Origin of the sequence: Chitinophaga solisilvae (assembly GCF_009928525.1) — a bacterium.
Taxonomy (GTDB): domain Bacteria; phylum Bacteroidota; class Bacteroidia; order Chitinophagales; family Chitinophagaceae; genus Chitinophaga; species Chitinophaga solisilvae.
In genome coordinates this window covers 1-25,906 of the sequence record NZ_JAABOK010000022.1, presented here as the reverse complement: position 1 = coordinate 25,906, position 25,906 = coordinate 1, and the positions used below count along the sequence as shown (strand labels likewise).

At 48.7% G+C, this 25,906-nt stretch carries 22 protein-coding genes and 1 tRNA gene; 19 read left to right on the top strand and 4 right to left on the bottom strand.

From position 1 onward, the window contains the following. Window positions 1-18: 18 nt before the first annotated feature. Window positions 19-1,488: a MocR-like pyridoxine biosynthesis transcription factor PdxR gene (gene pdxR, locus GWG06_RS28205; protein WP_160717754.1), complete on the bottom strand. Its 1,470-nt coding sequence runs from the start codon at window positions 1,486-1,488 to the stop codon at window positions 19-21. A 75-nt stretch (window positions 1,489-1,563) separates the two neighbouring features. On the opposite strand from pdxR, the gene GWG06_RS28200 reads away from it, so the two are divergent. Together GWG06_RS28200 and GWG06_RS28195 are read left to right on the top strand one after the other, a co-directional pair. Continuing rightward, window positions 1,564-2,010 (top strand): carboxymuconolactone decarboxylase family protein, encoded by a 447-nt coding sequence (locus GWG06_RS28200; RefSeq protein ID WP_160717752.1) that lies wholly within the window; start codon window positions 1,564-1,566, stop codon window positions 2,008-2,010. Window positions 2,011-2,022: 12 nt separating this feature from the next. Beyond that, complete coding sequence (locus tag GWG06_RS28195; protein ID WP_160717750.1) at window positions 2,023-2,457, top strand: GNAT family N-acetyltransferase; 435 nt, start codon at window positions 2,023-2,025, stop codon at window positions 2,455-2,457. Between the two features lie 54 nt (window positions 2,458-2,511). Here GWG06_RS28195 and GWG06_RS28190 read toward each other — a convergent pair whose 3' ends face one another. Next, window positions 2,512-3,717 (bottom strand): hypothetical protein, encoded by a 1,206-nt coding sequence (locus GWG06_RS28190; RefSeq protein WP_127035673.1) that lies wholly within the window; start codon window positions 3,715-3,717, stop codon window positions 2,512-2,514. A gap of 553 nt (window positions 3,718-4,270) precedes the next feature. On the opposite strand from GWG06_RS28190, the gene GWG06_RS28185 reads away from it, so the two are divergent. The 4 genes from GWG06_RS28185 to GWG06_RS28170 all read left to right on the top strand — a co-directional run bounded on the left by GWG06_RS28185 (window position 4,271) and on the right by GWG06_RS28170 (window position 10,626). Continuing rightward, window positions 4,271-4,344, top strand: a tRNA-His gene (locus tag GWG06_RS28185). Between the two features lie 312 nt (window positions 4,345-4,656). Continuing rightward, on the top strand, window positions 4,657-5,250 hold the full coding sequence (locus GWG06_RS28180; protein ID WP_127035671.1) for a DUF445 domain-containing protein: 594 nt from the start codon (window positions 4,657-4,659) through the stop codon (window positions 5,248-5,250). Window positions 5,251-5,430: 180 nt separating this feature from the next. After that, window positions 5,431-8,001, top strand: a complete 2,571-nt coding sequence (locus tag GWG06_RS28175) for a TonB-dependent receptor (RefSeq protein WP_127035669.1) — start codon at window positions 5,431-5,433, stop codon at window positions 7,999-8,001. A gap of 165 nt (window positions 8,002-8,166) precedes the next feature. Next, the gene (locus GWG06_RS28170) at window positions 8,167-10,626 is read left to right on the top strand and encodes a TonB-dependent receptor (protein ID WP_160717748.1); all 2,460 of its coding nucleotides are present in this window, start codon (window positions 8,167-8,169) and stop codon (window positions 10,624-10,626) included. Between the two features lie 112 nt (window positions 10,627-10,738). Here the strand turns inward: GWG06_RS28170 and GWG06_RS28165 are convergent, their stop codons facing one another. After that, complete coding sequence (locus tag GWG06_RS28165) at window positions 10,739-11,392, bottom strand: protein-L-isoaspartate(D-aspartate) O-methyltransferase (RefSeq protein WP_127035665.1); 654 nt, start codon at window positions 11,390-11,392, stop codon at window positions 10,739-10,741. A 127-nt stretch (window positions 11,393-11,519) separates the two neighbouring features. On the opposite strand from GWG06_RS28165, the gene GWG06_RS28160 reads away from it, so the two are divergent. Then, window positions 11,520-13,247 (top strand): phospho-sugar mutase, encoded by a 1,728-nt coding sequence (locus GWG06_RS28160; protein WP_160717746.1) that lies wholly within the window; start codon window positions 11,520-11,522, stop codon window positions 13,245-13,247. 71 nt (window positions 13,248-13,318) lie between these two features. Continuing rightward, window positions 13,319-14,248 (top strand): DUF2279 domain-containing protein, encoded by a 930-nt coding sequence (locus GWG06_RS28155; RefSeq protein WP_160717744.1) that lies wholly within the window; start codon window positions 13,319-13,321, stop codon window positions 14,246-14,248. 5 nt (window positions 14,249-14,253) lie between these two features. Here GWG06_RS28155 and GWG06_RS28150 read toward each other — a convergent pair whose 3' ends face one another. Further along, complete coding sequence (locus GWG06_RS28150) at window positions 14,254-14,751, bottom strand: phosphoribosyltransferase family protein (protein WP_127035660.1); 498 nt, start codon at window positions 14,749-14,751, stop codon at window positions 14,254-14,256. A gap of 120 nt (window positions 14,752-14,871) precedes the next feature. Between GWG06_RS28150 and GWG06_RS28145 the strand changes: the two genes are divergently transcribed. From GWG06_RS28145 to GWG06_RS28095, 11 genes are all read left to right on the top strand, one after another. Next, entirely contained in the window at window positions 14,872-16,188 is a 1,317-nt protein-coding gene (locus tag GWG06_RS28145; protein WP_127035658.1) for a 4Fe-4S dicluster domain-containing protein, read from the top strand. Between the two features lie 39 nt (window positions 16,189-16,227). Then, on the top strand, window positions 16,228-17,004 hold the full coding sequence (locus tag GWG06_RS28140; protein ID WP_127035656.1) for a (Fe-S)-binding protein: 777 nt from the start codon (window positions 16,228-16,230) through the stop codon (window positions 17,002-17,004). 142 nt (window positions 17,005-17,146) lie between these two features. Then, entirely contained in the window at window positions 17,147-17,656 is a 510-nt protein-coding gene (locus tag GWG06_RS28135) for a hypothetical protein (protein ID WP_127035654.1), read from the top strand. Between the two features lie 219 nt (window positions 17,657-17,875). Then, complete coding sequence (gene miaB / locus GWG06_RS28130; RefSeq protein WP_160717742.1) at window positions 17,876-19,285, top strand: tRNA (N6-isopentenyl adenosine(37)-C2)-methylthiotransferase MiaB; 1,410 nt, start codon at window positions 17,876-17,878, stop codon at window positions 19,283-19,285. A 48-nt stretch (window positions 19,286-19,333) separates the two neighbouring features. Next, window positions 19,334-20,575, top strand: a complete 1,242-nt coding sequence (locus GWG06_RS28125) for a sigma-54 interaction domain-containing protein (RefSeq protein WP_127035652.1) — start codon at window positions 19,334-19,336, stop codon at window positions 20,573-20,575. A gap of 24 nt (window positions 20,576-20,599) precedes the next feature. Then, window positions 20,600-21,121 carry an LPS assembly lipoprotein LptE gene (gene lptE, locus GWG06_RS28120; RefSeq protein WP_127035650.1) on the top strand — a complete coding sequence of 174 codons (522 nt, stop codon included), beginning with the start codon at window positions 20,600-20,602 and terminating at the stop codon, window positions 21,119-21,121. A gap of 59 nt (window positions 21,122-21,180) precedes the next feature. After that, window positions 21,181-22,305 carry a hypothetical protein gene (locus GWG06_RS28115; protein ID WP_160717740.1) on the top strand — a complete coding sequence of 375 codons (1,125 nt, stop codon included), beginning with the start codon at window positions 21,181-21,183 and terminating at the stop codon, window positions 22,303-22,305. Window positions 22,306-22,310: 5 nt separating this feature from the next. Next, entirely contained in the window at window positions 22,311-22,670 is a 360-nt protein-coding gene (secG, locus tag GWG06_RS28110; protein WP_127035646.1) for a preprotein translocase subunit SecG, read from the top strand. Between the two features lie 71 nt (window positions 22,671-22,741). Then, window positions 22,742-23,785: an endolytic transglycosylase MltG gene (gene mltG / locus GWG06_RS28105; RefSeq protein WP_127035644.1), complete on the top strand. Its 1,044-nt coding sequence runs from the start codon at window positions 22,742-22,744 to the stop codon at window positions 23,783-23,785. Window positions 23,786-24,091: 306 nt separating this feature from the next. Continuing rightward, window positions 24,092-25,063: a YihY/virulence factor BrkB family protein gene (locus GWG06_RS28100; protein ID WP_160717738.1), complete on the top strand. Its 972-nt coding sequence runs from the start codon at window positions 24,092-24,094 to the stop codon at window positions 25,061-25,063. A gap of 117 nt (window positions 25,064-25,180) precedes the next feature. Beyond that, on the top strand, window positions 25,181-25,786 hold the full coding sequence (locus GWG06_RS28095) for a redoxin domain-containing protein (RefSeq protein ID WP_235938580.1): 606 nt from the start codon (window positions 25,181-25,183) through the stop codon (window positions 25,784-25,786). The last annotated feature ends 120 nt before the right edge of the window (window positions 25,787-25,906 follow it).

Below are 25,906 nucleotides of genomic sequence, written 5' to 3'. Positions count from 1 at the left end.
CTTCAAACTTAATAAAATTTATTTCCCGGTAAGCTGCTTCAGGATAGCTACTGCCTGTGTCAGTTCTTTTTTGTTCAGCGAGGCAAAGCCAAAGCGCAGCGCATTCAGCGGCTTGCTGCCATAGGCATACTGCTCACCTGATGTAATGCGCAATCCCAGCCGCGCTGCCTTTTCAGACAATGCAGGCAACGGATACTTCTTCGCAAACTTCAGCCAGATGGCCATTCCACCGGAAGGCACGGCAAAGCTGGCTGCATGACTCAGCTCTGTTGTCAGCAGATCGCTCAGCAGATCACGCCGCTCATGATACAGCTTGTTGGACTTCTTCAGATGTCTTTCTATTGTGCCATCCGCCAGCAGGCGGGCCAGTGCTTCTTCCGTAAGGTTATCACCCCGCAGATCCATCAGCCGCCGCAAGGCGCCGGCGCCATGGATAAAAGCCGGCGGCGCTACCATAAAGCCTATGCGTACAGACAGGCCCAGCGATTTGGTGAAAGAGCCGATGTAGATCACATTTCCGCCATGGTCCGCACTCGCCAGCGGTACAATGGGAGAAGAGTTGTAGTGGAAGTCGTAATCATAATCATCTTCTATTACCGCCAGGCGGTATTGCCGGATGATCTTCAGTAGTTTCATGCGGCGTTCCGCACTCAGGGTAACCGTTGTCGGATGATGATGATGGGAGATAACATACAGCATACGTATTTTTCTGGTGCGGCACAGCGTTTCTACGGCGTCAATATCAATACCATCCTGATCTACAGGCACGTGCAGCAGTCGGGCTCCCAGCTGTTCAAAACACATGTCTGCAAAAAAATAATCCGGTTTGCCTACAATCACGTAGTCTCCTTTTTTTATCAGCATGGCCGCGGCCAGATATATCGCCATCTGCGCGCCGCGGGTAATCATCACATTACCAGTACTGATAGAAAGGCCACGGGTGCCACCGAGGTATTTCACCATCTCCGACCGTAAAGTCAGGCTACCTTCCGGCCCGCCGTGAGTAAGCATTCTGCCGTACCGCGGACTTTGCACCACCGATCTGCACTCCTTTATCCAGGCTTCCAGCGGCGCTTCCCGCACATCCGGGAACCCGTCATTGACAATGATAGTACCTGCTTTGGGTCCCGGGCCGGGATACATGGGCAGCGAAGGCACGGCAGCAAAGGAAAATCCCGGCCCCTGCTGGTACGGAGAGGCCTGCGCCTGAAAAGAACGCGGTCTGATAACCGGCAGATTAGTGGCTACCATCACGCCTTTGCGCGGCATCGAAACGATCCAGTCCTGGCTGATCAGCTCTTCATAAGCCGCCACCACGGTTCTGCGGTGCAGCTGCAATTGCTCCGCCAGCACACGGCTGCCGGGTAGCACCAGCCCGGGCTTCAGGATGCCTTCCTGTATCAGGGCAACAAAGCGGTTAGCAATCTGCTGATACACCGGCAGGCGCAGTGTTTTATCAATCTGTATCAATGTTTCGTAAGGCAGCATCTGGACTATCTGTCAATTTAAATGTGGACTACTAAGATAGTCCAGTAGAGGAATACTTTTACAAAAAATAAACGGATGGAAGAAAGATTTCTACTCAAACAGGTACAACCCGCAGCATTCAAAGCGATGCTGGCACTGGAGGAATACCTGGCTGCGACAGATATATCTCCCTTACATATGGAAATGATACGGGTACGGGCTTCTCAGCTGAATGGCTGCGCCTATTGCCTGGACAAGCATTCGCAGGATGCGCTCACTGCAGGAGAAACAGCGCAGCGGCTTTATCTGTTGCCGGTATGGAAAGAGTCACCACAGTTCAGCGAAGCAGAAAGAATCATACTCACGATGGTAGAAGAAATTACGCATATCAGTAAAGCAGGGCTGACAGATGGCACCTATGCAAAAGCGCTGGCGCAGTTCGGGCAGGAAACTACCACGCAGCTGATTATGGCGGTTGTTACCATCAATGCGTGGAACCGTATCGGTATTTCCTCCCGTAGAATACCAGGTCAACATCACTAAAAAATATCACCTATGCGTACCGTATTAAACGCTGTCAGCGACGCTGCTATACTGGCCTGCACCGACGTTATCCGCACCCTGCGGCCTCATATTCTTCCGGAAGATGTGCTGCCGCAGGTGAAGGAAATGCAGGCATCCGGATACCGGCTGGTATACCTTACCGCCGACGAAGATCCTTCAAAAGCAGTTGCCTTCGCAGGCTTCAGACAAAAGCAAACCCTGCACAGCGGGAAGTTTATTTATATAGACGACCTGGCCACCTTGCCGGAATACCGCGGAAAAGGATACGCCTCCCTCCTGCTGCAGCATATCCGTGAACTGACGCTGGCCGAAGGACTGACCATCCTGCAGCTGGATTCCGGGCATGCGTTATGGCCGGCGCACAAGCTGTATCATCAGCAGGGATTTTATATTTCAGCCCATCACTTCACACAGAAGCTGGCATAAAAAAAGCAGCCACGCGCAAGGCGTGGCTGCTTAACATTTACACACTAAAACAAACTACATTTTAACTTTATTCAGAAAGAAAGACAGCTTGAATAACAGCTCGTCCTGCAATCCTGCACGGAGTTTGGCTTCATCGTCTGTAATACCGAGGCGGCGAAGCCGCTGGTAGTATACGTAAGAGCCTCCGATCAGTTCCAGGCATTCCTGTATTTTGCGCTGTACTTCCGCTTCCTTGCTGCGTTTTTCAAATTCCTTTTTAGTAAGGATCTTATCCACGAAGTAGAAGTTATCCTTGTCTTCCACCCACTTGTTACCTTCGCGATGCTGTGGCTTATACACTTCCAGGTAACAGTTATCCAGTTTCAGTACATCTCCGAATTCCGCGCGTATATCTATCACCGTTGGTTTTTCTGCAGACGGGTTAGCCAGGCGCTTCTTAATATGGTTGCTGATTTCCACGCCGAGTTCATCGCTGCTCATCAGTATCTGGTTCAGCTCAGAAAATTCCAGGCTGATGGTGATACGGCTGTATCCCCGGCCGCTTCTGATTTTGCCGAACAGGCTGGGGGCTGTTTGTTCATCGAAGATGATATCTTCTACCTGCACTTTCGTGATGGTTTTATAATCCGGTTTATAGCCGATTTCTGCCGGTGTAGCGCGTTTGTTCACCAGTCTGGATGTTTCCTGGCGGCGGCTGTGCTGTATATAATCATCTATAAAACGCAGCTCGTGCTTTTTGAGTTTCACATATAATTCATGCGTAGAATAGTTATTAATTTTGCTCAGCAGCGAGAGGTCATCCCAGCTGTGAAAATGCTGCATCTTCTTCAGTTCTTCCAGGATATCTGTGGCAGCCATATTACGGCGGTAATACAATTCTCCTACCAGGAACAGGGCATAATCCTGTGGGGGATAGCCCAGTTCCGGCAGTACATCGTAAGGGCTGCGCTTTTGTTCACGTGCCTGTTCCAGCAGGTCTATATCAGACATGACAGGGGCTAACAGATACTTCCGGGCGGCCGACCGAAGTTTTTTACTAACATAATCCAGCAGCTGGTCACTTACATGACTATGATGCACAAAATCATGCAGAATCTGCACAAAGCGGCGTGATGTAGGTAATCCAAACTGTGTGAGAATATCATTCTCCAGGTCCAGCACGTCCTCACTCCCAGGCTCCTCTTTTCCAGGTTTCACCCGTTGATCCAATTGCTGGTAACGCTGATAGTACTCCTGTAACTTCAGTTTAAGCTGATCCATAATATATATACAATTAATAATTAATCACTTTATAAAAGTCTGGCATATTAAGGGGATTGTCATTTTTTTCTTATCCGGGATAACATATCACGCCCCCTGGGTCAAAAAAAGCCTCCAATGAGGTTCTTTCTGATGCCAGCACACTAACATCCTGCTGATTCTCAATAACTTATTAAAATGGGAATTGTAATGGGAAGTGCGCAAAGATACGGATTTTGAGGGGATATACAAGATATGTGGAATTGAATTACGAATTACGAATTACGAATTGCGAATGAGGAGCGAAGATGAAAGCGGATAAAGAATATACTTCTTCGCTTTCATCTTCGCTCCTCATTCGCAATTCGTAATTCGTAATTCGTAATTCTGATTAATTTTTCCAATTATAAAAATACCTCAAGCATAAGTCCCTATTGCCTTTCGCCGCCAACAACTTATTACTATATGTAAGATTTTGAAAAAAATTTTCAGAAAGTATTTGGAAATTAAAAATGGTTTGTGTTATCTTTGCACTCCCAACAACGGAATAACACACGCTGAAGGGACAAAAACGGTGGCTGTAGCTCAGTTGGTTAGAGCATCAGATTGTGGTTCTGAGGGTCGGGGGTTCGAGACCCCTCAGTCACCCTGAAAAGCCCGGAGTCATTAGATTCCGGGCTTTTTTTATTATTGCAGAGGAAGCCCTTTTCTCTGTATTTCTCCTCTCTCCTTTCCGGTTGTTTTTCTCCGGTTTTCATTTTTTTTCACAGATAATATATGCATCCGCATACTAATAACGGTAACGCCTATACTTAATTGTTTTGCACAGCAGAAAATAATCCGTTGTTTTGGGTACCCCGTATCAGTTCAACTACAGAACCGGTTCAGCCGTAACTACTGTGTTTAATTATTTATCTTAGTTTTGCGCTTGTGCTATTTCACTATTAACGATCACTTTTCATGATATATCTTCTTCCTGTTATTACTGCATGTATCGGTTGGCTCCTGAACAGTCTGGCGGTTAAAATGCTTTTCCGTCCGGTACAACCGGTAAAACTGGGATTCATAACCCTGCAGGGCGTATTCCCTAAAAGACAACAGGCCCTCGCCCAACAGATTGGTACTTTTGCCGGAGAGCAGCTATTCTCTTTCGCGGCCATCAGAACAAAACTCACAGACCCTGAAAAAGTAAAAGCTATTATTCCGGTGGTGGAAGCTCACCTGGATACCTTCCTCCGGGAGAAACTCCCGAAAGCCATGCCCGTACTTTCCATGTTTATCGGCGACAGTATTGTGAACCAGATCAAAACCTTGCTGGTAGCAGAACTGGACACATTGTTCCCGGTGATGATCAGTCAATACCTCGATAATATTGAACAGGAACTGGACCTGAAAAAAATTGTGTCAGATAAGATAGCCGGCATTTCAGCCACCCAGCTGGAAGCCACTACCACGCAACTGCTGCACCGTGAACTACGCAGCTTTAAATGGCTGGGCGCACTCACCGGTTTTATCAGCGGTACGGCAGCTCTCCTCTTTCATTATTTCCTGTAAACACCAGTGTTAACTAGTGTTAAGACAAGGTCTTTGTTAACTACTGTTAAGACCTTTTAGCGCTGCTTTTGCCGGTTTCCTGCGGTATTCTATCCGTTCATCACAATATCTGACCATCCGCCCCGGTGGCCGGATATTTTTGTTGTCATCTGACAAGCAGTCCGGATAAAAATCATAAGGATGAAAAAGTGTTACGCAGTCATCGCAGGAATATTAATGTGGCAGATACATGCCCTGGCGCAGACGCCTTCCGCCGCTCCCGGCAAGCCCGCTGCACAGCAGCGGCCCGGAGGCACAGGGCGTCCTGACATGCCGCAGATCGGCAGGCTTTACGGCAAACTGCTCGATGCCGGCAACGGCAAACCGATACCATACGCGTCTGTAGCCCTTTTACGCCAGCGGGACTCGTCCGTGGTTACCGGTATGCTCACCAAACCAAACGGTGAGTTCAACCTGGAAAACCTGCCGTTCGGACCTTTCATTATCAGGATCAACTTCATGGGCTATACCGGTCTGCAGAAAAAAGTGATGATTACCCCGCAGGCCACTGAACAGGATCTCGGCAATATCAAAATGCAGGCAAACGTGAAAACCCTTCAGGGCGTGGAAGTGACCGGACAGAAGAGCGCCTTCACCATGGGCATCGATAAAAAGGTCTTTAATGTAGACAGGAACCTCACCAGCGTCGGAGGTACAGCCACGGATGTACTGAAAAATGTACCTTCCGTAAACGTAGACCTGGACGGGAATGTAACGGTCCGCAATGCGGCGCCGAATATTTTTGTAGACGGCAAACCATCCACACTCACCCTCGATCAGATTCCTGCCGATGCTATTGAAAGCGTAGAACTGGTCACCAATCCATCTGCACGTTATGATGCAGAAGGGATGTCCGGCATTCTCAACATAGTACTGAAGAAAAACAGGAAGGCCGGCTTCAACGGCTCTGTCAACGCAGGTATAGGCACCGGCAACAAATACAACGGCGGCGGCAATATCAATATACGTCAGGGGAAATTCAATGTGTTCGCCAATTACAATATCAACGCCAACCAGAGCTGGGGCGACGGAACCACCAGCCGCACCAATTTCAGCAATAAAGGCGCCGATACCAATTACCTGCTCCAGAACAGTAACAGCAACAGTAAACCGTTGTTCCAGTTTGGCCGCTTCGGTGCAGATTATGCCATCGACAACCGCAACACCATCTCCCTATCACAGAATATTGTTGCAGGAAATTTCAAAAATAATGAAGACCTTATCAGCACTTTTGCTGACAGGAACCATATCATTACCGGTATCAGTGACCGGCTCAACAACAATGAATTCAGTTTCCGCAACTATACTACAGCGCTGGGTTTCAAGCATACCTACGCTAAACCCAACAAGGAATGGTCCGCTGATCTGAACTTCAACAAAAGCAATAATGACCGTAACGGAGAATATGTTACACAGGCCAGGAATCCCCTGGGGCAGCCACTTGGACAGTCATTATTCCAGACCAACAACTCCGCCGGCAAAACTACCTTCATCACCATACAAACAGATTATGTCAACCCTGTAGGCAAGAACGGAAAACTGGAAGCAGGCGCTAAAGTCACACTCAGAGACTATTCCAGCGCCTACAATGTATTCGATAAAGATACGCTTACCGGTCATATGCTGCCGAATGCGCAGTTGTCTACCAGCTACAAATACAACGAGGAAATATATGCAGGATACGCGAATTTTTCCAGCACCATCGGCAATTTCGGTTATCAGGCAGGATTACGCGTAGAGCAGTATGTATATGCCGGCGAGAATCAGGGCACCAAATACAAACCCACCAAAGCTGTGCCGGGCTTCTTTCCCAGCGTATACCTCTCTCAGAAGTTCAAACATGACCAGGAACTGCAGCTGAATTATTCCCGCCGGGTAAACCGGCCTAACTTCTTCCAGCTGATACCCTACCGGGATTACACCGATCCGCAGAACCAGCGGGAAGGTAATCCAAACCTGAAACCAGAATTCACCAACAGCCTGGAATTCTCGTATGCAAAAAACTGGAAGAACAGCAACCTGATTGGAAGTATTTACTTCAGGAATACCAACAACATGATTTCCACCATCAGTACGCCCATTGGTGCAGATACACTGCTCACGCAATTTATCAACGCCAACAGGAGTAATTCCTACGGAGCAGAGATCACTATGAAAAACCAGGTGCTCAAAGGCTGGGATGTAACCAGTAATGTGAACCTGTACCAGACAGATATGCAGGTGAATACCGGCGATCAGCACTTCACCAACAGCGGATTCAGCTGGCTGGCAAAAATTAACTCCGAAACAAAATTGCCGGCCAATTTCACCGTGCAGGTGAGCGCTACCTACCAGGCGCCGGCCATTGCACTGCCTTCTTCCGGCGGTGGTGGCGGACGCGGCGGTGGCGGTGGAGGCTTCATGATGATCCCAACCTCTTCGCAGGGCACCATCAAAGGCTTTAGTACCGTAGACCTGGCCATCAGAAAGGATTTCCTGAAAAGTAAGGCAGCTTCGGTAACCCTCTCCCTCTCAGATGTTTTCAATACGCGGCAGTATGAGCTGAACCAGCTCACACCGGCCTTTGCACAGGATTACATCCGGAAGCGCGAATCCCGCATACTGAAGCTGAACTTCAGCTACCGTTTCGGAAAATTCGACGCCTCCCTCTTTAAAAAGAAAAGATCACAAGGCAATGATATGCAGATGGGCGACCAGATGCAGAGCTTTTAACATCAGAAGAAGGTGAATGCAACCCAAGAAGCCGGCAGAGTCAGCGCTGATGCGCACTGCCGGCTATCTTTTTTAATGTACCATTCATCATAATTAGTCAACGTTTAAACGCCTGCCTGTTACTTTTATAACGTAACTCGTACTATCTATCTTCCAGAATCAAGCATGCGAACACATCTGCTATTATTGTTGTTGCTATTCATTGCCGTATCTAACGTTAACGCACAAACGCCATTGACTACCACCTGGAAAATTTCCGGTAAAATTGTGGATGCGGCCACCTCCAGACCTGTGGAATACGCTTCTGTGGTATTGCTGCAGCAGTCCGATTCCTCCATGGTATCCGGCATGTACACCACGCCGGCCGGTATGTTCAGTTTTGACAGGGTAACACCCGGCATCTACGTGCTGCGTATCACCTTCATGGGATATGACAAACTGGAGAAAGCCGTCAGGGTAATAGCCGGAAAAAATACGCTGGCAGGCACCCTCCGCCTGCAGACAGCCGGCAAAGTGCTGAACGCAGTGGAAATCAAGGCAGAGAAACCCGGGTTTTCCATGCAGATAGACCGCCAGGTATTTGATGCCGGCAGCATGATTAACGCTGAAGGCGGTACGGGAACGGATATACTGAAAAACATCCCCAGCGTGGATGTAGACATCGATGATAATATAACGCTGCGCGGGAAAAGTGTGACCATTTATGTAGACGGCAAGCCCTCTCCCTTCGGAGACGCCAAAACAGCGCTGCAGATGATTCCCGCAGAAAGCATAGAGCGCGTGGAAGTTATCAATAACCCTTCCGCCAAATTTGAAGCCCAGGGCGGCGGCGGTATCATCAATATCGTACTCAAAAAAGATAAAGCCATCGGGTATAACGTCATGTTCAATGCCGGCGCAGCCACCCTCGGACAGGTAAACGGCAGCGCCAATGCCAGCCTGCGGCTACGCCGGTTTAACTTCTTCGGCAACTACCAGGGCCGCTATGAATCGCTCGGCGGCAGCGGCTTCAGCAACCGTCAGAACCTGATCCCCGACAGCGGGCAGACCTCCTACTTCTCCCAGACCAGCAGCAATAATAACAGCAACGGCAATCATGGCGGACGTTTCGGATTCGATTACTTCCTGGATGATCACAACACCTTTACCATCGCTCAGGGCGTCAACCGCAACAATAATGATAATGACGATCATATCTTCCTTCATTATCAGAATGCCGCGCGGGAAACCATCCGCGACGGCAACCGCTATAATACCAGCCATGGCAGCAGCGTCAACAACAATACCAGCCTGAACTACAAGCATACCTTCAAAAAGCCCAACGAGGAACTGACTGCCTACATCAGCTACAGCGGCAACCGGAGCAACAGCAACAGCGATTACCGCACCCGGTACCGCAAACTGGCCGCTCCGTCAGATTCCACCTGGCAGCAGAACACCGGCGATAACCGCAACCGGTTCTGGAACCTGCAGTCAGACTACACCACTCCGCTGGGCCGCAAATCCAAACTGGAGGCGGGCGTCAAGAGTACCTTCCGGCATATCGGCAACGACTATACGGCCATGCTCTTCCGTGCAGACCTGCAGCAGTTTGAGAAAAGCCCGCAGCTGTCCAACAAATACGATTATGAAGAAGATATTCACGCCGGCTATATCAACTATGCCGGCGCCATCGGCAATCTGGGCTACCAGGTGGGCGTCCGGGCGGAACAATCCTTTCTGAAGGGCTATTCCTTCTCCCGTGATACTACCGTGGACAACCGCTTTTTCAACCTTTTTCCCAGTGTATTCCTGAAATACAACATGCCTAAAAACCAGCACCAGAGCCTGGTATTCAACTATTCCACCCGTATAGACCGTCCTAACTTTGATCAGCTGCTACCTTACGTCAACAATGCTGATCCGCAGAATATCCGCACCGGCAATCCGGAGCTGCAGCCCGCCCTCTCCCATAAGTTTGAGGTCAGCTATTCCGTATATTACCCTAAAACCAATAACTATTTCAGCACCAGCACCTACTATGCGCAAACCAATGACAACATTGACCGCATCAGCACCCTGGACACCATTACCGGCGTCACCACCACCAGACCAATGAACCTGGCCACCCAGCAGAATATGGGCGGTAACATCTCCTACAGCATTCATCTCTTCAAGTGGTGGAAGGCCAATGCCAACCTGAACCTGGAATATAATAAGCTGACCAGCATAGCCGTCAGCAATGAAAACTTCAGCTACGGTATCAACGCCAACACCCAGTTCCGCCTGCCCGCCAGGTTCAGTATAGAGCTGAGCGGCCATTACCGCTCCCCGCGCATCCAGCCGCAGGGCACCTTCCGCGCCATGAACGGCATGGACCTCGGCCTGCGTAAGGAACTGCTGAAAAATAAAGCCCTGGTCATTGCCCTCAACGTTTCCGACCTGCTGAACACCCAGCAGTTCAGCTCCCACTACGAAACACCCGTATTCATACAGGACTACGACCGTAAACGGCCTACCCGCTTCGTTCGTATCAATATACGCTACCGCTTCGGCAAGATGGATCCTAACCTGTTTAAAAAGAAAAAACACGGGGAAGAAGAAGGAGAAGAGGAAGAGAAGCCGAAGGAAAGAGGAAGGTTGTGAGAAATTACGAATTACGAATTGCGAATTACGAATGAAAAGCGAAGATTAAATGTGTATCCGCTTAAATCTTCGCTCCTCATTCGTAATTCGCAATTCGTAATTCGTAATTAATTTATTTTTTCCCTGCCAGCATCGGCACAAACGAAAAATTATCAAACAGCTCCTGGTCTGTTTCCGTATCGCTGACTTTGGTGATGCGCAACATACGTTGTACTTCCTGGCCACCTACGGGGATGACCATTTTTCCGCCGATTTTCATCTGCTGGAGAAGCTTTTCGGGGATATGCGGCGCTGCGGCAGTGACCAGCACCTTATCGAAGGGAGCATAGGAAGATAACCCTTCATAGCCATCGCCGTAGAAGAAGCGCAGATTGGGATATTTGCTCTTGAAAGGGAACAGCTTTACCTGGTCGAAAAGCCGTTTCTGCCTTTCGATGGTGAATACGTTAGCTTTCAGCTCTGCCAGCACGCAGGCCTGATAGGCACTGCCGGTACCTATTTCCAGTACTTTCTCGTAGGGTTTTACTTCCAGTAACTGGGTCTGATAAGCTACCGTGTATGGCTGCGAAATCGTTTGGCCTTCCCCGATAGGGAATGCCCGGTCGTCGTAGGCTATACTTTCAAAAGCTGTATCCAGGAAAAAATGCCGGGGGATGTTGTTGATGGCCGCCAGTACGTTTTCATCTGTAATGCCTTTCTGACGGATACTATCAACTAGCTGTCTGCGTAATCCTTTTTGTTTATAAGTATCTTCATACCGCCTCATATTGCAAAATTAACCATTACGGACGATTTTCAATGAATTTGAACTGGTGGAATTTCCCACATTCGTTTTTTTATTTTTACTTTACAATCCATTTGAGCGGCAGTGCTCACAAAAATGTACACCAAATATGGATACTACTATTCAAAACAAAGTAGCGCAGTGGCTCAACGGTAACTATGACGCCGACACCATTGCCGCGGTCAGGAAACTGCAGGAAGGTAACCCCGATGAGCTGAACGACGCTTTTTACCGTAACCTTGAATTTGGTACCGGAGGTCTGAGAGGTATTATGGGTGTGGGTACCAACCGCATGAATAAATATACTGTAGGCATGGCCACACAGGGCTTTGCCAATTATCTTAAACAGGCTTTCCCCAAGGAAGAGATAAAAGTGGCGCTGGCACACGACAGCCGCAACAATTCCCGCTTCTTTGCAGAAACAGCTGCCAATGTGTTCGCAGCCAACGGCATCAAGGTATTTCTGTTCGAAAGCCTGCGCCCTACGCCGGAGCTGTCTTTCACGATCCGCCACCTGCACTGCCACGGCGGTGTGGTGCTGACCGCCTCCCACAACCCGAAGGAATACAACGGCTACAAAGCCTACTGGAACGACGGCGCCCAGCTGGTGCCCCCGCATGATAAAAACGTGATCCGCGAGGTGGAAAACATCTCCTCTCCGGATGAGGTAAAGTGGAGCGGCGGCGAATCCAATATCACCCTCATCGGTAAAGAGATAGACGAAGCCTACCTCAGCGAACTGCAAAGCCTGTCTATCAACCCTGAGATCAACAGAGAGCAGCACGACCTGAAAATAGTATATACGCCCATCCATGGCACAGGTATCACCATGGTGCCCGAAATACTGAAGCGTTTCGGCTTTACCAACGTAACCATCGTGGAAGAACAGGCCACTCCCAACGGCAACTTCCCTACCGTAGTGTATCCTAACCCGGAAGAGTCCGAAGCCATGAGCCTGGGCCTCAAAAAGGCCAAGGAACTGGATGCAGACATACTCCTGGGTACTGACCCGGATGCTGATCGTGTAGGCATCGCCGTTAAAGACCTGAAAGGTAACTGGGTACTGCTCAATGGTAACCAGACCGGCGTACTGCTGTTCAACTACATCGTGGAAGGCCGCAAGCAGAAAGGCTTGCAGCAGCCGAACGATTTCATCGCCAAAACAGTGGTGACCTCCGACCTGATAGACGTTTTCGCGGCGAAAAATAATATCAGCTGCTATAATACGCTCACCGGCTTCAAATGGATCGCTGACCTGATCCGCCGTAAAGAGCCACAGGAAAGATTTATATGCGGCGGGGAAGAATCTTACGGCTATATGATCGGTAACAACATCCGGGATAAAGACGCCGTTTCCTCCGTAGCCATGATCTGCGAAATGGCCGCCTTTGCCCGCAGCCAGGGCAAATCCCTGTTTGAACTGCTGATCAATATATACCTCCGTTACGGATATTACAAGGAACACCTGATATCGATCACCAAGAAAGGTATGCGCGGTGCGGAAGAAATCGCTGAAATGATGCGCGGATACCGCGAAAACCCGCCAGCATCCATCAACGGATCAGCAGTGGTCACGCTGTACGATTACCAGCTGCAGCAGGTGAAAGATATCCGTACCGGCGAAATCAAAGCCCTCGACCTGCCCAAATCCAATGTACTGCAGTTCGTGCTGGCCAGCGGCGATAAAATATCTGCCCGCCCTTCCGGAACAGAACCTAAAATTAAATTCTATTTCAGCGTTAACGCCCCGCTGGACAGCGTTGAAAACTTCGATAAAGTAACAGCCGAACTGGATAAAAAAATTGATGGCATCATCAGTGATCTTCATCTGAAGTAATAAAATTTTATTTTATCTGCCATAACAAAGAGCATACTGCCCTGGTAACCCTCCCCCCGGCGGGGAGGGCCATGGTAGCAGCTATACTGCTCCTCTTACTGACCATATCCGTACCCGCACAGAAAAAGGTACCCCTCTTTGCGCTCCCCGACTCCACCATAAACAGCAGGGTATGGGAACTGGGCGCTGTTACCGCTGCCGTATATGCCGGCGGCCTGCTGGTGCTTAACCACACCTGGTACCGGGATTACCCCAGATCCTCCTTCCACTTTTTCAATGATGCTGATGAATGGAACCAGATGGACAAAGCCGGACATATTTTTGCCGCATACTTTGAAGGGAAGTACAGCCGTGAAATGTGGCGCTGGAGCGGATTACCACGCAAACAACAGATATGGATCGGCGGAATGAGCGGGTTCGCGTATCAATCCGTCATTGAAGCGCTCGACGGCTACTCCGCGGAATGGGGCTTTTCCTGGAGCGATATGGCCGCCAATGCAGCAGGCTCCGCTCTGCTCATCAGCCAGGAGCTGCTATGGAACGAGCAACGCATACAACTGAAATTTTCCGCACACCCCAAAAAATATGAAGGCCCCGTACTCCAGGAAAAGGCAGACCAGCTATTCGGACATACCTTCTGGGAGAGAACACTCAAGGACTACAACGGCCAGACCTACTGGCTTTCCGTAAATCCCTATTCCTTCCACAAAAACACCTGGCTGCCGAAGTGGCTCAATATTGCCGTAGGCTATGGTGCTGACGGTATGTACGGTGGTACGGATAACACCTGGAAAGATAAACGCGGCGGGGCACAGGATTACAGCCAGACGCGCCGCATCAGGCAGTTTTATCTGTCGCCCGATGTGGATTTTACAAGGATACCCACCCGCAAAAAAGGAGTGAAAGTGCTGTTCCAGGTATTGAATATGCTGAAATTTCCGGCACCGGCCCTGGAAATCAATACGCAGGGCGAGATGCGCCTGCACGCCATTTATTTCTGAGAAGGTTATTCGAAGTAGGCAGCCACAATTTCTTCCCCGTTCATTTCCACCAGTACCATATCCTGCAGGGTAGTGGCAAGGGAATAGCCTACAAAGTCCACGGACAACGGGAAGGACTTATGCCTTCTGTCTACCAGCACTGCTGTCTGGATTTTCTGAGGCAGGTATGCCAGCAGGGGTTTCAGGGCATACAGCATGGTACGGCCGGAGTTGGCCACATCATCTACCACTACTACTACTTTATCATTGAAATCAATTTGTTCGGAAACAGTTACCTCACCCGGATGCTGCTTATCCAGCCGCAGTTCAATAATACGGATCGTCAGCGGGGAGATCTGCCGGAGTATGGCAGCAATCTTGTGTGCAATGATCACGCCCCTGTCCCAGATGCCGGCCAGTATGATCTCGCTGCCATCGCTGTTATGCTCGTATATTTCGTACGCAATGCGTTCTATTTTTTTCTGAATAATATCCTGTGTCAGTATAATGTTCCTGCTTTCCATATCAGCAAAAATAAGATTTAGCTTTCAGCCTGTAACATTAAGATAAAGAAAAACTAAATGTTGCCGCTAAAAGGTGGAAGCTAAAAAAGCCCTAAATTAGGGAGTCAAATCTAAGATATAATGCGAATTGTACAAGAGTTGTTATTTATTATCGCCTTTGGGATGGCGGTGTTCCTGTTTTCCACGAAGGTACGCCAGATCAGGCGTAACATCCTGCTGGGGCGCGATAAGGACCTCAATGACCACCCCGATCTGCGTTGGAAAAATCTGTTACTGCTGGCCTTCGGTCAGAAAAAAATGTTTCGTAACCCGCTGGTAGCTGTACTGCACTTCTTTGTGTACGCCGGCTTCCTGATTATCAACCTGGAAATCCTTGAAATCATCCTGGATGGTATCCTGGGCACACATCGTTTATTCGTTCCCGTATTAGGGAGCCTTTACCCCGTATTAATCAGTTTATTTGAAGTACTGGCGGTGCTGGTACTTTCCGGATGCGCCATCTTTCTCGTACGCAGAAACATCCTGAAGCTGAAACGCTTTCTCAGCAAAGATCTGAACGGGTGGCCGCGTTCAGACGCCAATTATATCCTTATCACGGAAATTGTGCTGATGCTGTTATTCCTGACGATGAATGCCGCCGATCAGGAGATGCAGTCCCGCGGTTCGGAGCATTACATTGCTACCGGCCACTTCTGGATCTCCGGTATGTTCACTTCCTTATTCCATGGCATGTCAGACAGCAGCGTGATGGCTGTAGAGCGTGCCTGCTGGTGGCTGCACATCCTGGGTATACTTGCCTTCCTGAACTATCTCCCCTACTCCAAGCACCTGCATATTGTACTGGCGTTCCCGAACGCTTACTATGCAAGCCTGGAGCCTGCCGGTGAAATGGAAAATATGCCGGCCGTACAGCATGAAGTACAGCTGATGCTGCAACCGGAACTGGCTGCCTCCGCACCAGCTTCCGATACGATGCCTAAATTCGGCGCAAAGGATGTATTTGATCTCACCTGGAAAAACCTGCTCGACGCCTACAGCTGCACAGAATGCGGCCGCTGCAGCGCTGCCTGCCCGGCCAATATCACCGGCAAACTGTTATCGCCGCGCAAAATTATGATGGATACCCGCGACCGCCTGGAAGAGGTAGGCCGTAACATCAATGCCAACAAGACTTTCACGGACGACGGCAAAACGCTGCTCCGCGACTATATCTCTGAAGAAGAGCTGCGCGCCTGCACCACCTGCAACGCCTGCGTACAGGAATGCCCGGTGAGCATCAGCCCCCTCGATATTATATTACAGCTGCGCCGCCACCTGGTAATGGAAGAATCCAGCGCGCCGGCAGAATGGACAGGGATGTTCAGCAACATAGAAAATAATATGGCTCCCTGGAAGTTCAGCATGGACGACCGTGACAAGTGGACAGAAAACATGTAAGCATACAACAACAATCTAAAGGACCTAAAGCTACAAGCTATGATAAAGACGATGGCAGAATATGCCGCAAACGGAGAAACCCCTGAAGTGCTTTTCTGGGTTGGCTGTGCAGGCAGCTTTGACCAGCGCGCACAAAAGATCACCCGGGCTTTCGCCACCATTCTGGAAAAAGTGGGCGTACAGTTTGCGATTTTAGGAAAGGAAGAAACCTGTACCGGAGATCCTGCCCGCAGGGCCGGCAATGAATTCATCTTTCAGATGATGGCGCAGAACAATATACAGGTGCTCAATATGTACGGCGTCAAAAAAATTGTGACCGCCTGCCCTCACTGCTTTAATACACTGAAAAACGAATATCCCGCACTGGGAGGCAACTACGAAGTCATTCACCATACCACTTTCCTGCAGTCCCTCATCGATCAGGGCAAAATCACCATGCAGGAAGGCGGCACTTTCAAAGGCAAAAAGATCACCTATCACGATTCCTGCTACCTGGGCCGCGCCAACAACATCTATGAAGCGCCCCGCAAAGTGCTGGAACTGCTGGATGCCGAACTGGTAGAAATGAAACGCTGCCGCAGCAACGGACTGTGTTGCGGCGCCGGCGGCGCCCAGATGTTTAAGGAAGAAGAAAAGGGTACTACCCGCATCAACATAGAAAGAGGCCACGAAGCCGTAGCTACCGGCGCCTCCGTCATCGCCTCCAACTGCCCGTTCTGCATGACCATGCTCACCGACGGCGTCAAGGAAACCGGCAGGGAAGACGAGGTAAAAGTGCTGGATATAGCAGAGATGATAGCGGCCAACATGAAATAGATTTATTTGAGATTTGGTCATTTGAGATTGGGTCATTTGCCACACATCATTAGCTATTGCTGAAGTAATGATGCAACCGCTATCAGCAACAAATCTCAAATGACCAAATCTCAAATAATCAAATAACCCGTAATTTTGTACCATGATGAACAATATAAATCTCCCTTCCGGCTTTTCTCCGGCCTCCAGGGTTTGGATATATCAGAGCAACAGGCCATTCAATGACCAGGAGACAATAGAAATCAATGAACAGCTGCACCAGTTTACAGCCCAGTGGAACGCCCATGGCGATCCCGTAAAAGGCTGGGGCGCACTGGTACTGAACCAGGTCATCGTGCTGATCGCCGATGAAACCCAGACCACTGTAAGCGGCTGCAGCACCGACAGCTCCGTGAGAGTGATCAAAAGTATTGAAAGACAATACAATGTGAATATGTTCGACCGCCTGCTGCTAGGCTTTATCGTGAAAGATAAAGTACAGCTCCTCCCTATGGCCCAGCTGCCTTATGCCCTGGAAAAAGGCTTTATCGACGAAAACACCCTTTATCTCAACAATACCGTCCTCACCAGAGCGGAACTGGACAGCCAATGGCTGATTCCGCTGAAAGACAGCTGGTTGGCGGCTAAGCTGGTGAAAACACCAGCTCAATAATTGCGAATTACGAATTGCGAATTACGAATGAAGAGCGAAGATCTAAGCGAAAAAGTAAATTCTTTATCCGCTTAGATCTTCGCTCTTCATTCGTAATTCGCAATTTGTAATTCGTAATTATTTGAGAAGTGGCCCTACTTAACTCCATCCCCCCTGTCATTCTGTCATTTTTTTAGTTTTATTTGCTTATTTTTGCCATCCAAAATTTTAGATAAGGAAATGCTGGATCAGGTTACCAAAGTGCATGATGAAAGCCGCCAGGGAGAAGCATTTGCTCCGCAGATGGCTGATGCTCAGACATATAGTAAAAAATTTTATATAGAAAGCTATGGTTGTGCGATGAATTTCAACGATAGCGAAATTGTTGCGTCTATCCTCAATAAGGAGGGGTATGGCGCAACACGTAATGTGGAAGAAGCCAGCCTGATTCTGCTCAATACCTGCTCTATCAGGGAGAAGGCGGAGCAGACCGTGCGTAAGCGGCTGACGGAGTTCCGGCAGATAAAGAGAAGTACACCCGGCCTCCTGGTGGGCATATTGGGCTGTATGGCGGAACGTATCAAAGGAAAGCTGCTGGAAGAAGAGAAGCTGGTGGATCTCGTAGTAGGACCTGATGCCTATCGCAGTCTGCCTGCCCTGATCGCCGAAGCCGGTACCGGGATGAAGTCCGTGAATGTGCTGCTCAGCAGGGAGGAAACTTACGGAGATATCAGTCCGGTACGACTGGACAACAACGGGGTTACCTCTTTCGTATCTATCATGAGAGGCTGCAACAATATGTGTACCTTCTGCGTGGTGCCCTTTACGCGCGGCCGTGAACGCAGCCGGGACGCCTACTCTGTGGTACGTGAAGCCGCCGAGCTGTTTGACAACGGCTACCGCGAAGTGACCCTCCTGGGCCAGAACGTAGACTCCTACTACTGGACCAGCAGCAACGGCGAAGAAACCGTCACCTTTGCTCAGCTACTGGAAAAGGTAGCACTCGTTCATCCACTGCTGCGCGTGCGCTTCAGCACCTCTCACCCGAAAGATATTACAGATGATGTATTGTTCGTCATGGCGAAATATGATAACATCTGCAATTATATACACCTGCCCGTACAAAGCGGCAGCAACCGCATTCTTCAGCTGATGAACCGTACTTATACCCGCGAATGGTATATGAAAAAGGTAGACCGCATCCGGGAGATACTGCCCGACTGTGGCCTGTCTACCGACATTATCGCGGGCTTCTGTACGGAAACAGAGGAAGACCATCAGGAAACGATGGACATCATGCGGTATGTACAATACGAACTGGCCTATATGTATTTCTACTCCGAACGTCCCGGCACCCTTGCGGAACGCCGCTACCAGGACGATATTCCGGAAGAGATAAAGAAAAAAAGGCTGGCGGAAATCGTAGCCCTGCATCGCAGGCACTCAGAAGCAGGCATGAAAAAAGAGGTGGGCAAAACCTTCCGGGTATTGATAGAAGGCACCTCCAAACGCTCCCAGGAACAGCTCTTCGGTCGTAACGATCAGAATAAAGTCATTGTATTCCCCCGTGAAAACTACAGCAAGGGAGAATATGTTATGGTTAAAGTAGAAAGCTGTACCGCCGGAACGCTTATCGGAAAAGTGGTATAGCAGCTGCTATACCCAATTGTAAACTATTTAATAAACGGGTTACCGCTTATGGACATACAGGCTATTAAAAACAGATTTGGCATTATCGGAAACAGCCCCGCGCTGAATTACGCACTGCAGGTGGCCGCACAGGTGGCCAATACGGATCTGACAGTACTGATTAACGGGGAAAGTGGCGTTGGTAAAGAAGTATTTTCACAGATCATCCACGCGCTCAGCGCCCGGAAACATAATCCTTTCATTGCGGTGAACTGCGGAGCTATTCCGGAAGGTACCATCGACTCTGAACTCTTCGGCCATGAAAAAGGCTCCTTCACCGGTGCGGTAGACAGCCGTAAAGGCTATTTTGAAACGGTAAACGGCGGCACCATTTTCCTGGACGAAATCGGTGAAATGCCGCTCGGCACACAGGCCCGCCTGCTGCGCGTACTTGAAACCGGTGAATATATCCGCGTAGGTTCTTCCAAAGTACAGAAAACAGATGTACGCGTAATAGCCGCTACCAACCGCGATCTGCTGGAACGCACCCAACAGGGCAAATTCCGGGAAGATCTCTATTACCGTCTTAATACCGTACCTATCCGCGTACCGGCCCTGCGTGACAGGAAAGAAGATATTCCGCTGCTGTTCCGCAAATTCTCGGTAGACTTCTCCGAAAAATATAAAACACCGTCTATACAGCTGGATGAAGAAGCCCGCAATATGCTGGTGAACTACACCTGGCGCGGTAACGTACGTGAGCTGAAAAACATTGCAGAGCAGATTTCTGTATTATCTACCGATAAACTGGTGACTGCCAATGACCTGAAACGTTTCCTGCCCGAAGTACCGGAAGTAAACCGCCTGCCGATGCTGGCGGCGCCTCAGCAGCAGTCAGGCGGCGACTTTGCCAGCGAAAGGGATATCCTGTACAAGCTTTTCTTCGACATGAAAAAAGATGTGACAGAAGTGAAAAAAATGTTTTTCGATATCCTGCAGAATCCCAATATGGCGCATGCAGCACACGATTATCATCCTGATAACCATGTGATTCACAGCTACCCTTCCGGCAACGAAATGACCGTGCCCGCCCCTGCTGTCAGCAATGCACAGCCTATCATCCTGGCGGACAACAAAATAGATCACCATGAAGAAGTAGAGGAAACACTCTCTATCGCCGACAAGGAAAAAGAACTGATTGTAAAGGCACTCAAAAAACATAAAGGCAAACGCAAAGATGCCGCGCTCGATCTGGGCATCTCTGAAAGAACCCTTTATCGCAAACTGAAGGAGTATAACATCGCCGAATAAACGAATTTTAATATCTTCACCACAATGACCACTACTATCAGAATATTTATCGCTATGGCTTTTATTGCCCTGACAGCAGGATGCAGCGTGCATTACTCTACTACAGGCGCCAGTATTGACCAGGGAGCAGAAACCGTGAATGTTCGTTTCATTGAAAACAGGGCGCCCATCAACAACCCTACTTTAAGTCAGCGGATCACGCAGAAGCTGCGCGATAAAATCACATCACAGACCCGCCTCACCCAGGTGAACGAAAACGAAACCAGGGCTGATTACGAAATCAAAGGCGCCATCACCGGCTATTCATTTTCCAACGCCGCTGTAACAGATGTGGATAAAGCAGCCACCTCCCGTTTGAATGTGACCATCAATATCATCTTTATCAAACGTATCGGCGATAAAAAAGGCTTTACGCAGAGCTTTACCCGTTCCGCGGATTTCCCTGCCACTCAGCTTCCCAGCTCTGTAGACAACAAATTGCTGGAAGAGCAGATTATTCCGGGTATTACAGACGATATTTTCAACAGGGCCTTTGCCAACTGGTAAAACGGCTGCCGGAGATTTTTGATTTCAAAATCCGTAAATTCCATTTACATTAGCGGACTATGATCGCAAACAGGATAATTGCACATGTGTTTCTTCAATCCAGCCTGCAACAGGTGGATATGGCCACTATGGAACGGCTGGCAACGGAGCATCCCTATTTTCCTGCTGCGCATTTACTGCTGGCAAAAAAAGTGTATGAACATACGCCCGATCTGCATCATCCGCTGATCAAAAAAGCCATGTTGTATACCAGCCATCAGCACCATTTCTACCAGTTTGTTACACACGAACCGGTACTCCAGGAAGCAGCAAACCGCATGGCTCCCGTTATTCCGGAAGAAACCATCGCCGTACACGATGCCATCATTAATGAAGAAGCCTTACAAGAAGATATAACAGCAGAGACAGTGAGTAAAGACGAAACAGCAGTTGCAGATGAAATAGTAATGACAGCTACAGCAACGGAAGAGGCCACACGGGAAATCACCCCGGAAGCTATAACAACGGTAGCCACACCTGCCATTGCTCCCGCTGACATTCCTCAGCCGGCTGACACGGAAGCGCTGTCCGCGGAAGACCTGGAAATGCTGGCCCGCCATAATACCAGCGCCTTCAACGGACAGGAAACTATCGCCCCGGAAGCGGCAGATAAAGAGGTGAATGCCGTTATACCGCCACCGGAAAACGAAACCTCCGCTCCGATTAAGATATTCCCGCTGAAACTGGAAGAGCTGGAAGAAACAGAAACGACCCTTACCTTTCAACCTTTATACACCGACGACTACTTCGCCTACAAAAGACTCAAAGAGCCCGGCGAAGCGGATGAATTAAATGAACAGGGTATGGCAGAAATGAAAAGCTTTACTTCGTGGCTGCGGCAAATCAAGGATAACTTTGCCGGACGCACCAGCAAAGACTGGTACCACCAGCAGCTGCACCGCATCTATGAAGAAGACGAAGAACCGGAAATCTCCGCTACGGTAGAAAAGATGGCGATGAACTCCATTACCTTCAATAATGACATTGTTTCTGAAACATTGGCAGAAATCTGGGTAAAGCAGCATCAATATCAGCATGCGATCAGGATATATCAAAAATTAAGTTTGCTTAATCCCGACAAAAACGCTTATTTTGCGCAGAAGATACAAGAACTAAAATCTTTAATAGATAAAAACAAACAATAATATTTATGTTAATCATTTTCGGTGTCCTGATCATATTAGCCTGTGTGTTGTTAGGCTTCTTTGTGCTGATCCAAAACCCTAAAGGAGGCGGCCTGTCCGGTTCTTTCGGTGGTATTGGCAATCAGGTGATCGGGGTACGTCAGACTACTGACGTTTTGGAAAAAGGCACCTGGATCCTCGCTGTAGTGATCGCTGTTTTATGCCTGACCGCTCCATTCTTCATCGGTAAATCCAGCAAAACCAACGTTGGTACTCCTACTGCTGTTGAAAGAGCCGGCGGCGGACAAGCACTCCCTGCTCCTGCTCCTGCACAGCAAATGCCAAACACTACGCCAGCTCCGGCTCCGGCAACTCCTGGTAAATAAATTTTCCTGAATAATATTTCCTGAAACCTCGCCGTTAAAAGCGAGGTTTTTTTAATAACTACAGGTTACGAATGGCAAAAAAACGAAAACCTACGTCTATCTGGCTCAAACGCAGCCTCGTCATTGCCGGCTGCCTGGCCGCAGGCGCGCTCGTCTATATATCCTACCGGGTATTTGGCCCCAACACCAAAGCCTTCGGCGATTCCAGGTACTTTTATGTCCGCACCGGCAGCACCTATGCCAATGTACTGGACGGCCTGGAAGAACAAGGCATCGTACGTAACCGTAACAGCTTCAACTGGGTAGCCAAAGAACTGGACTATCCCTCCCGTGTAAAGGCCGGTCGTTATAAGATTACCCACGGCATGAGCAACTTCGATATCGTGAAGCTGCTGCGCTCCGGTAAACAGTCGCCCGTAGAGCTGGTTATCACCAAGTTACGCACCAAAGAGGACTTTGTCCGGAAAATAAGCCTGAACCTGGAAGCCGATTCCGTTACTCTCCGCGCCATGATGCGCGACCCGGTTTATCTCCGCCAGTTCGGCCTGGATACCAGCACCGTCATGTGCGTAGTAGTGCCCGACACCTACGAATTCTACTGGAATACCAGCGCGGAAAATGTCTTCAAAAAACTTAACAGGGAAAGGGAAGAATTCTGGACTGATGAACGTAAACAAAAAGCAGCAGCACTGGGACTTACCCCTGTACAGGTGACCATCCTGGCCTCTATCGTAGACGAAGAAAGCAATAAACTGGATGAGAAACCCATCATCGCCAGCGTATATCTCAACCGCTTCCGTAAAGGCATGCGGCTGCAGGCTGACCCTACGGTAAAGTTTGCGCTGCAGGACTTTGCCCTGAAAAGAATCCGGGAAGGACACACACAATTCGATTCTCCGTATAACACTTACCGTTATGCCGGGCTTCCCCCCGGTCCGATCTGCACACCCTCTGAAAAAACACTGAAAGCCGTACTGAACACGCCTGAAACAGATTATTTGTATTTTTGCGCCAGGGCAGACTTTTCAGGCTATCATGCTTTTGCAGCCACCTATGCAGAACACCTGGAAAACGCCAGAAAATACCAGGCGGAACTAAACAAAAGAGGCTTCTGATTATGTTGTTATTTTATTATTTGGTTATTTGAGATTTGACCAATGTTTTTTCATTGCATCATTTGATAGTTAAGATTGATTGGTGTTTTTTTACATCATTTGATTGGTGTTTTTTATTGTTGCTTTTGATGTTGAGATTTGATCCATGTTTTTCATTTTCATTTATCATCTGATTTTAAGAGAAGGAAAAAAATCATGATGCCTCCTTTAAAACGTAAGTTTCAAAACAGTTTTTCATGATGTAACCCGAAGGTATCCACCTAAATAATAAAATAAAAAAATAATAAAATAAATAAATCTCTTTTTGTGGCTTTCAAACCTGAAAACATCATCTTTCGTTCACGCCCTTACCGGTGGCTGGTTAACAGGAGTAAAACCCTGATATTACCCGGCTTCGAAGGGCTGCCGCTGTATGATGTAATGAAATACTTCGGGCAGGAAACCAAAAGCCGTGGGCTGGGAGACAGGGCCAGGGCCATTTCTTTCAATTTCCTGCTGGCGATACCGCCCTTTTTCATCTTTCTGTTTACATTGGTGCCCTATGTACCGGTGAAAAATATTGAGCCTACCTTATATGACCTGGCGCAGGATCTTACACCTAACTATAACACCTATATGATTGTGCGGGAAATGATTCATGACTTCCTGTACACACACCGGAACGGATTGCTGTCCGTCGCTTTCCTCATGGGTTTTTTCTATTCCTCCAACGGGGTGATGGGTATTCTGCGTTCGTTCAGCAAAATTGAAAATGCGGGCTTCCGCAAAAGGAAGTGGTGGCAGAACAGATTGATAGCGCTGCAACTCACTGCTATCCTGGTATTGTTACTGCTTATCACGGTTGCGCTGATTATAGCCCAGGGCGCCACGCTGCGCTGGCTGTTCAATGTCACCGGTATCAAAAGCGAATGGTTGCGTAATGTCATCGATATTGCACGATGGGCGCTGATTGTTATGCTGTTCTATTCCATCAACGCGGTATTATACCGCATCGGCGCTGCTACCACCAAAAAATGGAAATTCATTACTGCCGGTGCAGCAGTAGCTACTACCTGCATGATTCTAGTTACTATCGGCTTCTCCTGGTTTGTCAATAATTTCGGTAACTACAATAAAATCTACGGCTCTATCGGTACTATCCTCATCCTGATGCTGTGGATATTCTTCAATTCCTTTATCCTGCTGGTAGGTTTTGAACTTAATGCCAGCATCCGCGCCCTCAGCGATGCCCGTATCAGCCCTCTTCCTGCTGCCAGACCGCAGCCTCAACAGATCTGACAGGTTTTAAATATTTTTATTTTATCATTTTTTATCATATCTTTCTTTTAATGACTGCCTGTAGGCAGAATACTGTCGCATTTGTTATATTTATATTGGACAAGAAATCCACCAACTATGATGAAGTCCGCTCTCTACCTTACCTGTGCACTGCTGTTCAGCTCTTTCCATCCCGGAAGCGAGCAACCGCTGGAACCTGGCGCACCTGTTCCTAAACCTGAAGTGAAAATGCTGGATATCTCCGGAAAGGAAATATCCCTGAACATGGCCAAAGGTGCAAATGGCCTGCTGGTAATATTTGCCGGCAACAAATGTCCTTATATGCTCCGCAACCAGGACAGGCTGCGTTCCATATGTTCCTTCGCACGCAGCAACAGCATTGGCGTCATCATGATCAACTCCAATGAAGCCAACCGCAGCGAAGAAGACTCCTACAGTGCCATGAAAGCGTATGCCGGCGCGCAATCCTTCAACTGCTATTACGTACTCGATAAAAATGCGGAAATGGCAATTGCCTTCGATGCCAACCACACACCGGAATGCTACCTCTTTGATAAAAAAAGCCTCCTAGCCTACAAAGGCGCTATAGACGACAGCCCGGGCAACCCCGAAGCCGCCAAAGTACGCTGGCTGCAAAATGCCATGAATGAACTGCTGGCAGGAAAACAGGTGGGAGTGGTGAGTTCGAATAGCCTGGGATGCAACATTAAGAGGAAATTATAAAATTAAATTACGAATTACGAATTGCGAATTACGAATGTAGAAGCGAAGAGCTAAACGTAGATTAAAAGAGATAACTATTGTATATCACCTTTAATCTACGTTTAGCAGATCGGAAGAGCG

Bases quoted from the DNA above. Each gene is read 5' to 3' on its own strand.
- pdxR (WP_160717754.1), bottom strand. From the start codon at position 1,488: ATGCTGCCTTACGAAACATTGATACAGATTGATAAAACACTGCGCCTG.
- GWG06_RS28200 (WP_160717752.1), top strand. From the start codon at position 1,564: ATGGAAGAAAGATTTCTACTCAAACAGGTACAACCCGCAGCATTCAAA.
- GWG06_RS28195 (WP_160717750.1), top strand. From the start codon at position 2,023: ATGCGTACCGTATTAAACGCTGTCAGCGACGCTGCTATACTGGCCTGC.
- GWG06_RS28190 (WP_127035673.1), bottom strand. From the start codon at position 3,717: ATGGATCAGCTTAAACTGAAGTTACAGGAGTACTATCAGCGTTACCAG.
- GWG06_RS28180 (WP_127035671.1), top strand. From the start codon at position 4,657: ATGATATATCTTCTTCCTGTTATTACTGCATGTATCGGTTGGCTCCTG.
- GWG06_RS28175 (WP_127035669.1), top strand. From the start codon at position 5,431: ATGAAAAAGTGTTACGCAGTCATCGCAGGAATATTAATGTGGCAGATA.
- GWG06_RS28170 (WP_160717748.1), top strand. From the start codon at position 8,167: ATGCGAACACATCTGCTATTATTGTTGTTGCTATTCATTGCCGTATCT.
- GWG06_RS28165 (WP_127035665.1), bottom strand. From the start codon at position 11,392: ATGAGGCGGTATGAAGATACTTATAAACAAAAAGGATTACGCAGACAG.
- GWG06_RS28160 (WP_160717746.1), top strand. From the start codon at position 11,520: ATGGATACTACTATTCAAAACAAAGTAGCGCAGTGGCTCAACGGTAAC.
- GWG06_RS28155 (WP_160717744.1), top strand. From the start codon at position 13,319: ATGGTAGCAGCTATACTGCTCCTCTTACTGACCATATCCGTACCCGCA.
- GWG06_RS28150 (WP_127035660.1), bottom strand. From the start codon at position 14,751: ATGGAAAGCAGGAACATTATACTGACACAGGATATTATTCAGAAAAAA.
- GWG06_RS28145 (WP_127035658.1), top strand. From the start codon at position 14,872: ATGCGAATTGTACAAGAGTTGTTATTTATTATCGCCTTTGGGATGGCG.
- GWG06_RS28140 (WP_127035656.1), top strand. From the start codon at position 16,228: ATGATAAAGACGATGGCAGAATATGCCGCAAACGGAGAAACCCCTGAA.
- GWG06_RS28135 (WP_127035654.1), top strand. From the start codon at position 17,147: ATGATGAACAATATAAATCTCCCTTCCGGCTTTTCTCCGGCCTCCAGG.
- miaB (WP_160717742.1), top strand. From the start codon at position 17,876: ATGCTGGATCAGGTTACCAAAGTGCATGATGAAAGCCGCCAGGGAGAA.
- GWG06_RS28125 (WP_127035652.1), top strand. From the start codon at position 19,334: ATGGACATACAGGCTATTAAAAACAGATTTGGCATTATCGGAAACAGC.
- lptE (WP_127035650.1), top strand. From the start codon at position 20,600: ATGACCACTACTATCAGAATATTTATCGCTATGGCTTTTATTGCCCTG.
- GWG06_RS28115 (WP_160717740.1), top strand. From the start codon at position 21,181: ATGATCGCAAACAGGATAATTGCACATGTGTTTCTTCAATCCAGCCTG.
- secG (WP_127035646.1), top strand. From the start codon at position 22,311: ATGTTAATCATTTTCGGTGTCCTGATCATATTAGCCTGTGTGTTGTTA.
- mltG (WP_127035644.1), top strand. From the start codon at position 22,742: ATGGCAAAAAAACGAAAACCTACGTCTATCTGGCTCAAACGCAGCCTC.
- GWG06_RS28095 (WP_235938580.1), top strand. From the start codon at position 25,181: ATGATGAAGTCCGCTCTCTACCTTACCTGTGCACTGCTGTTCAGCTCT.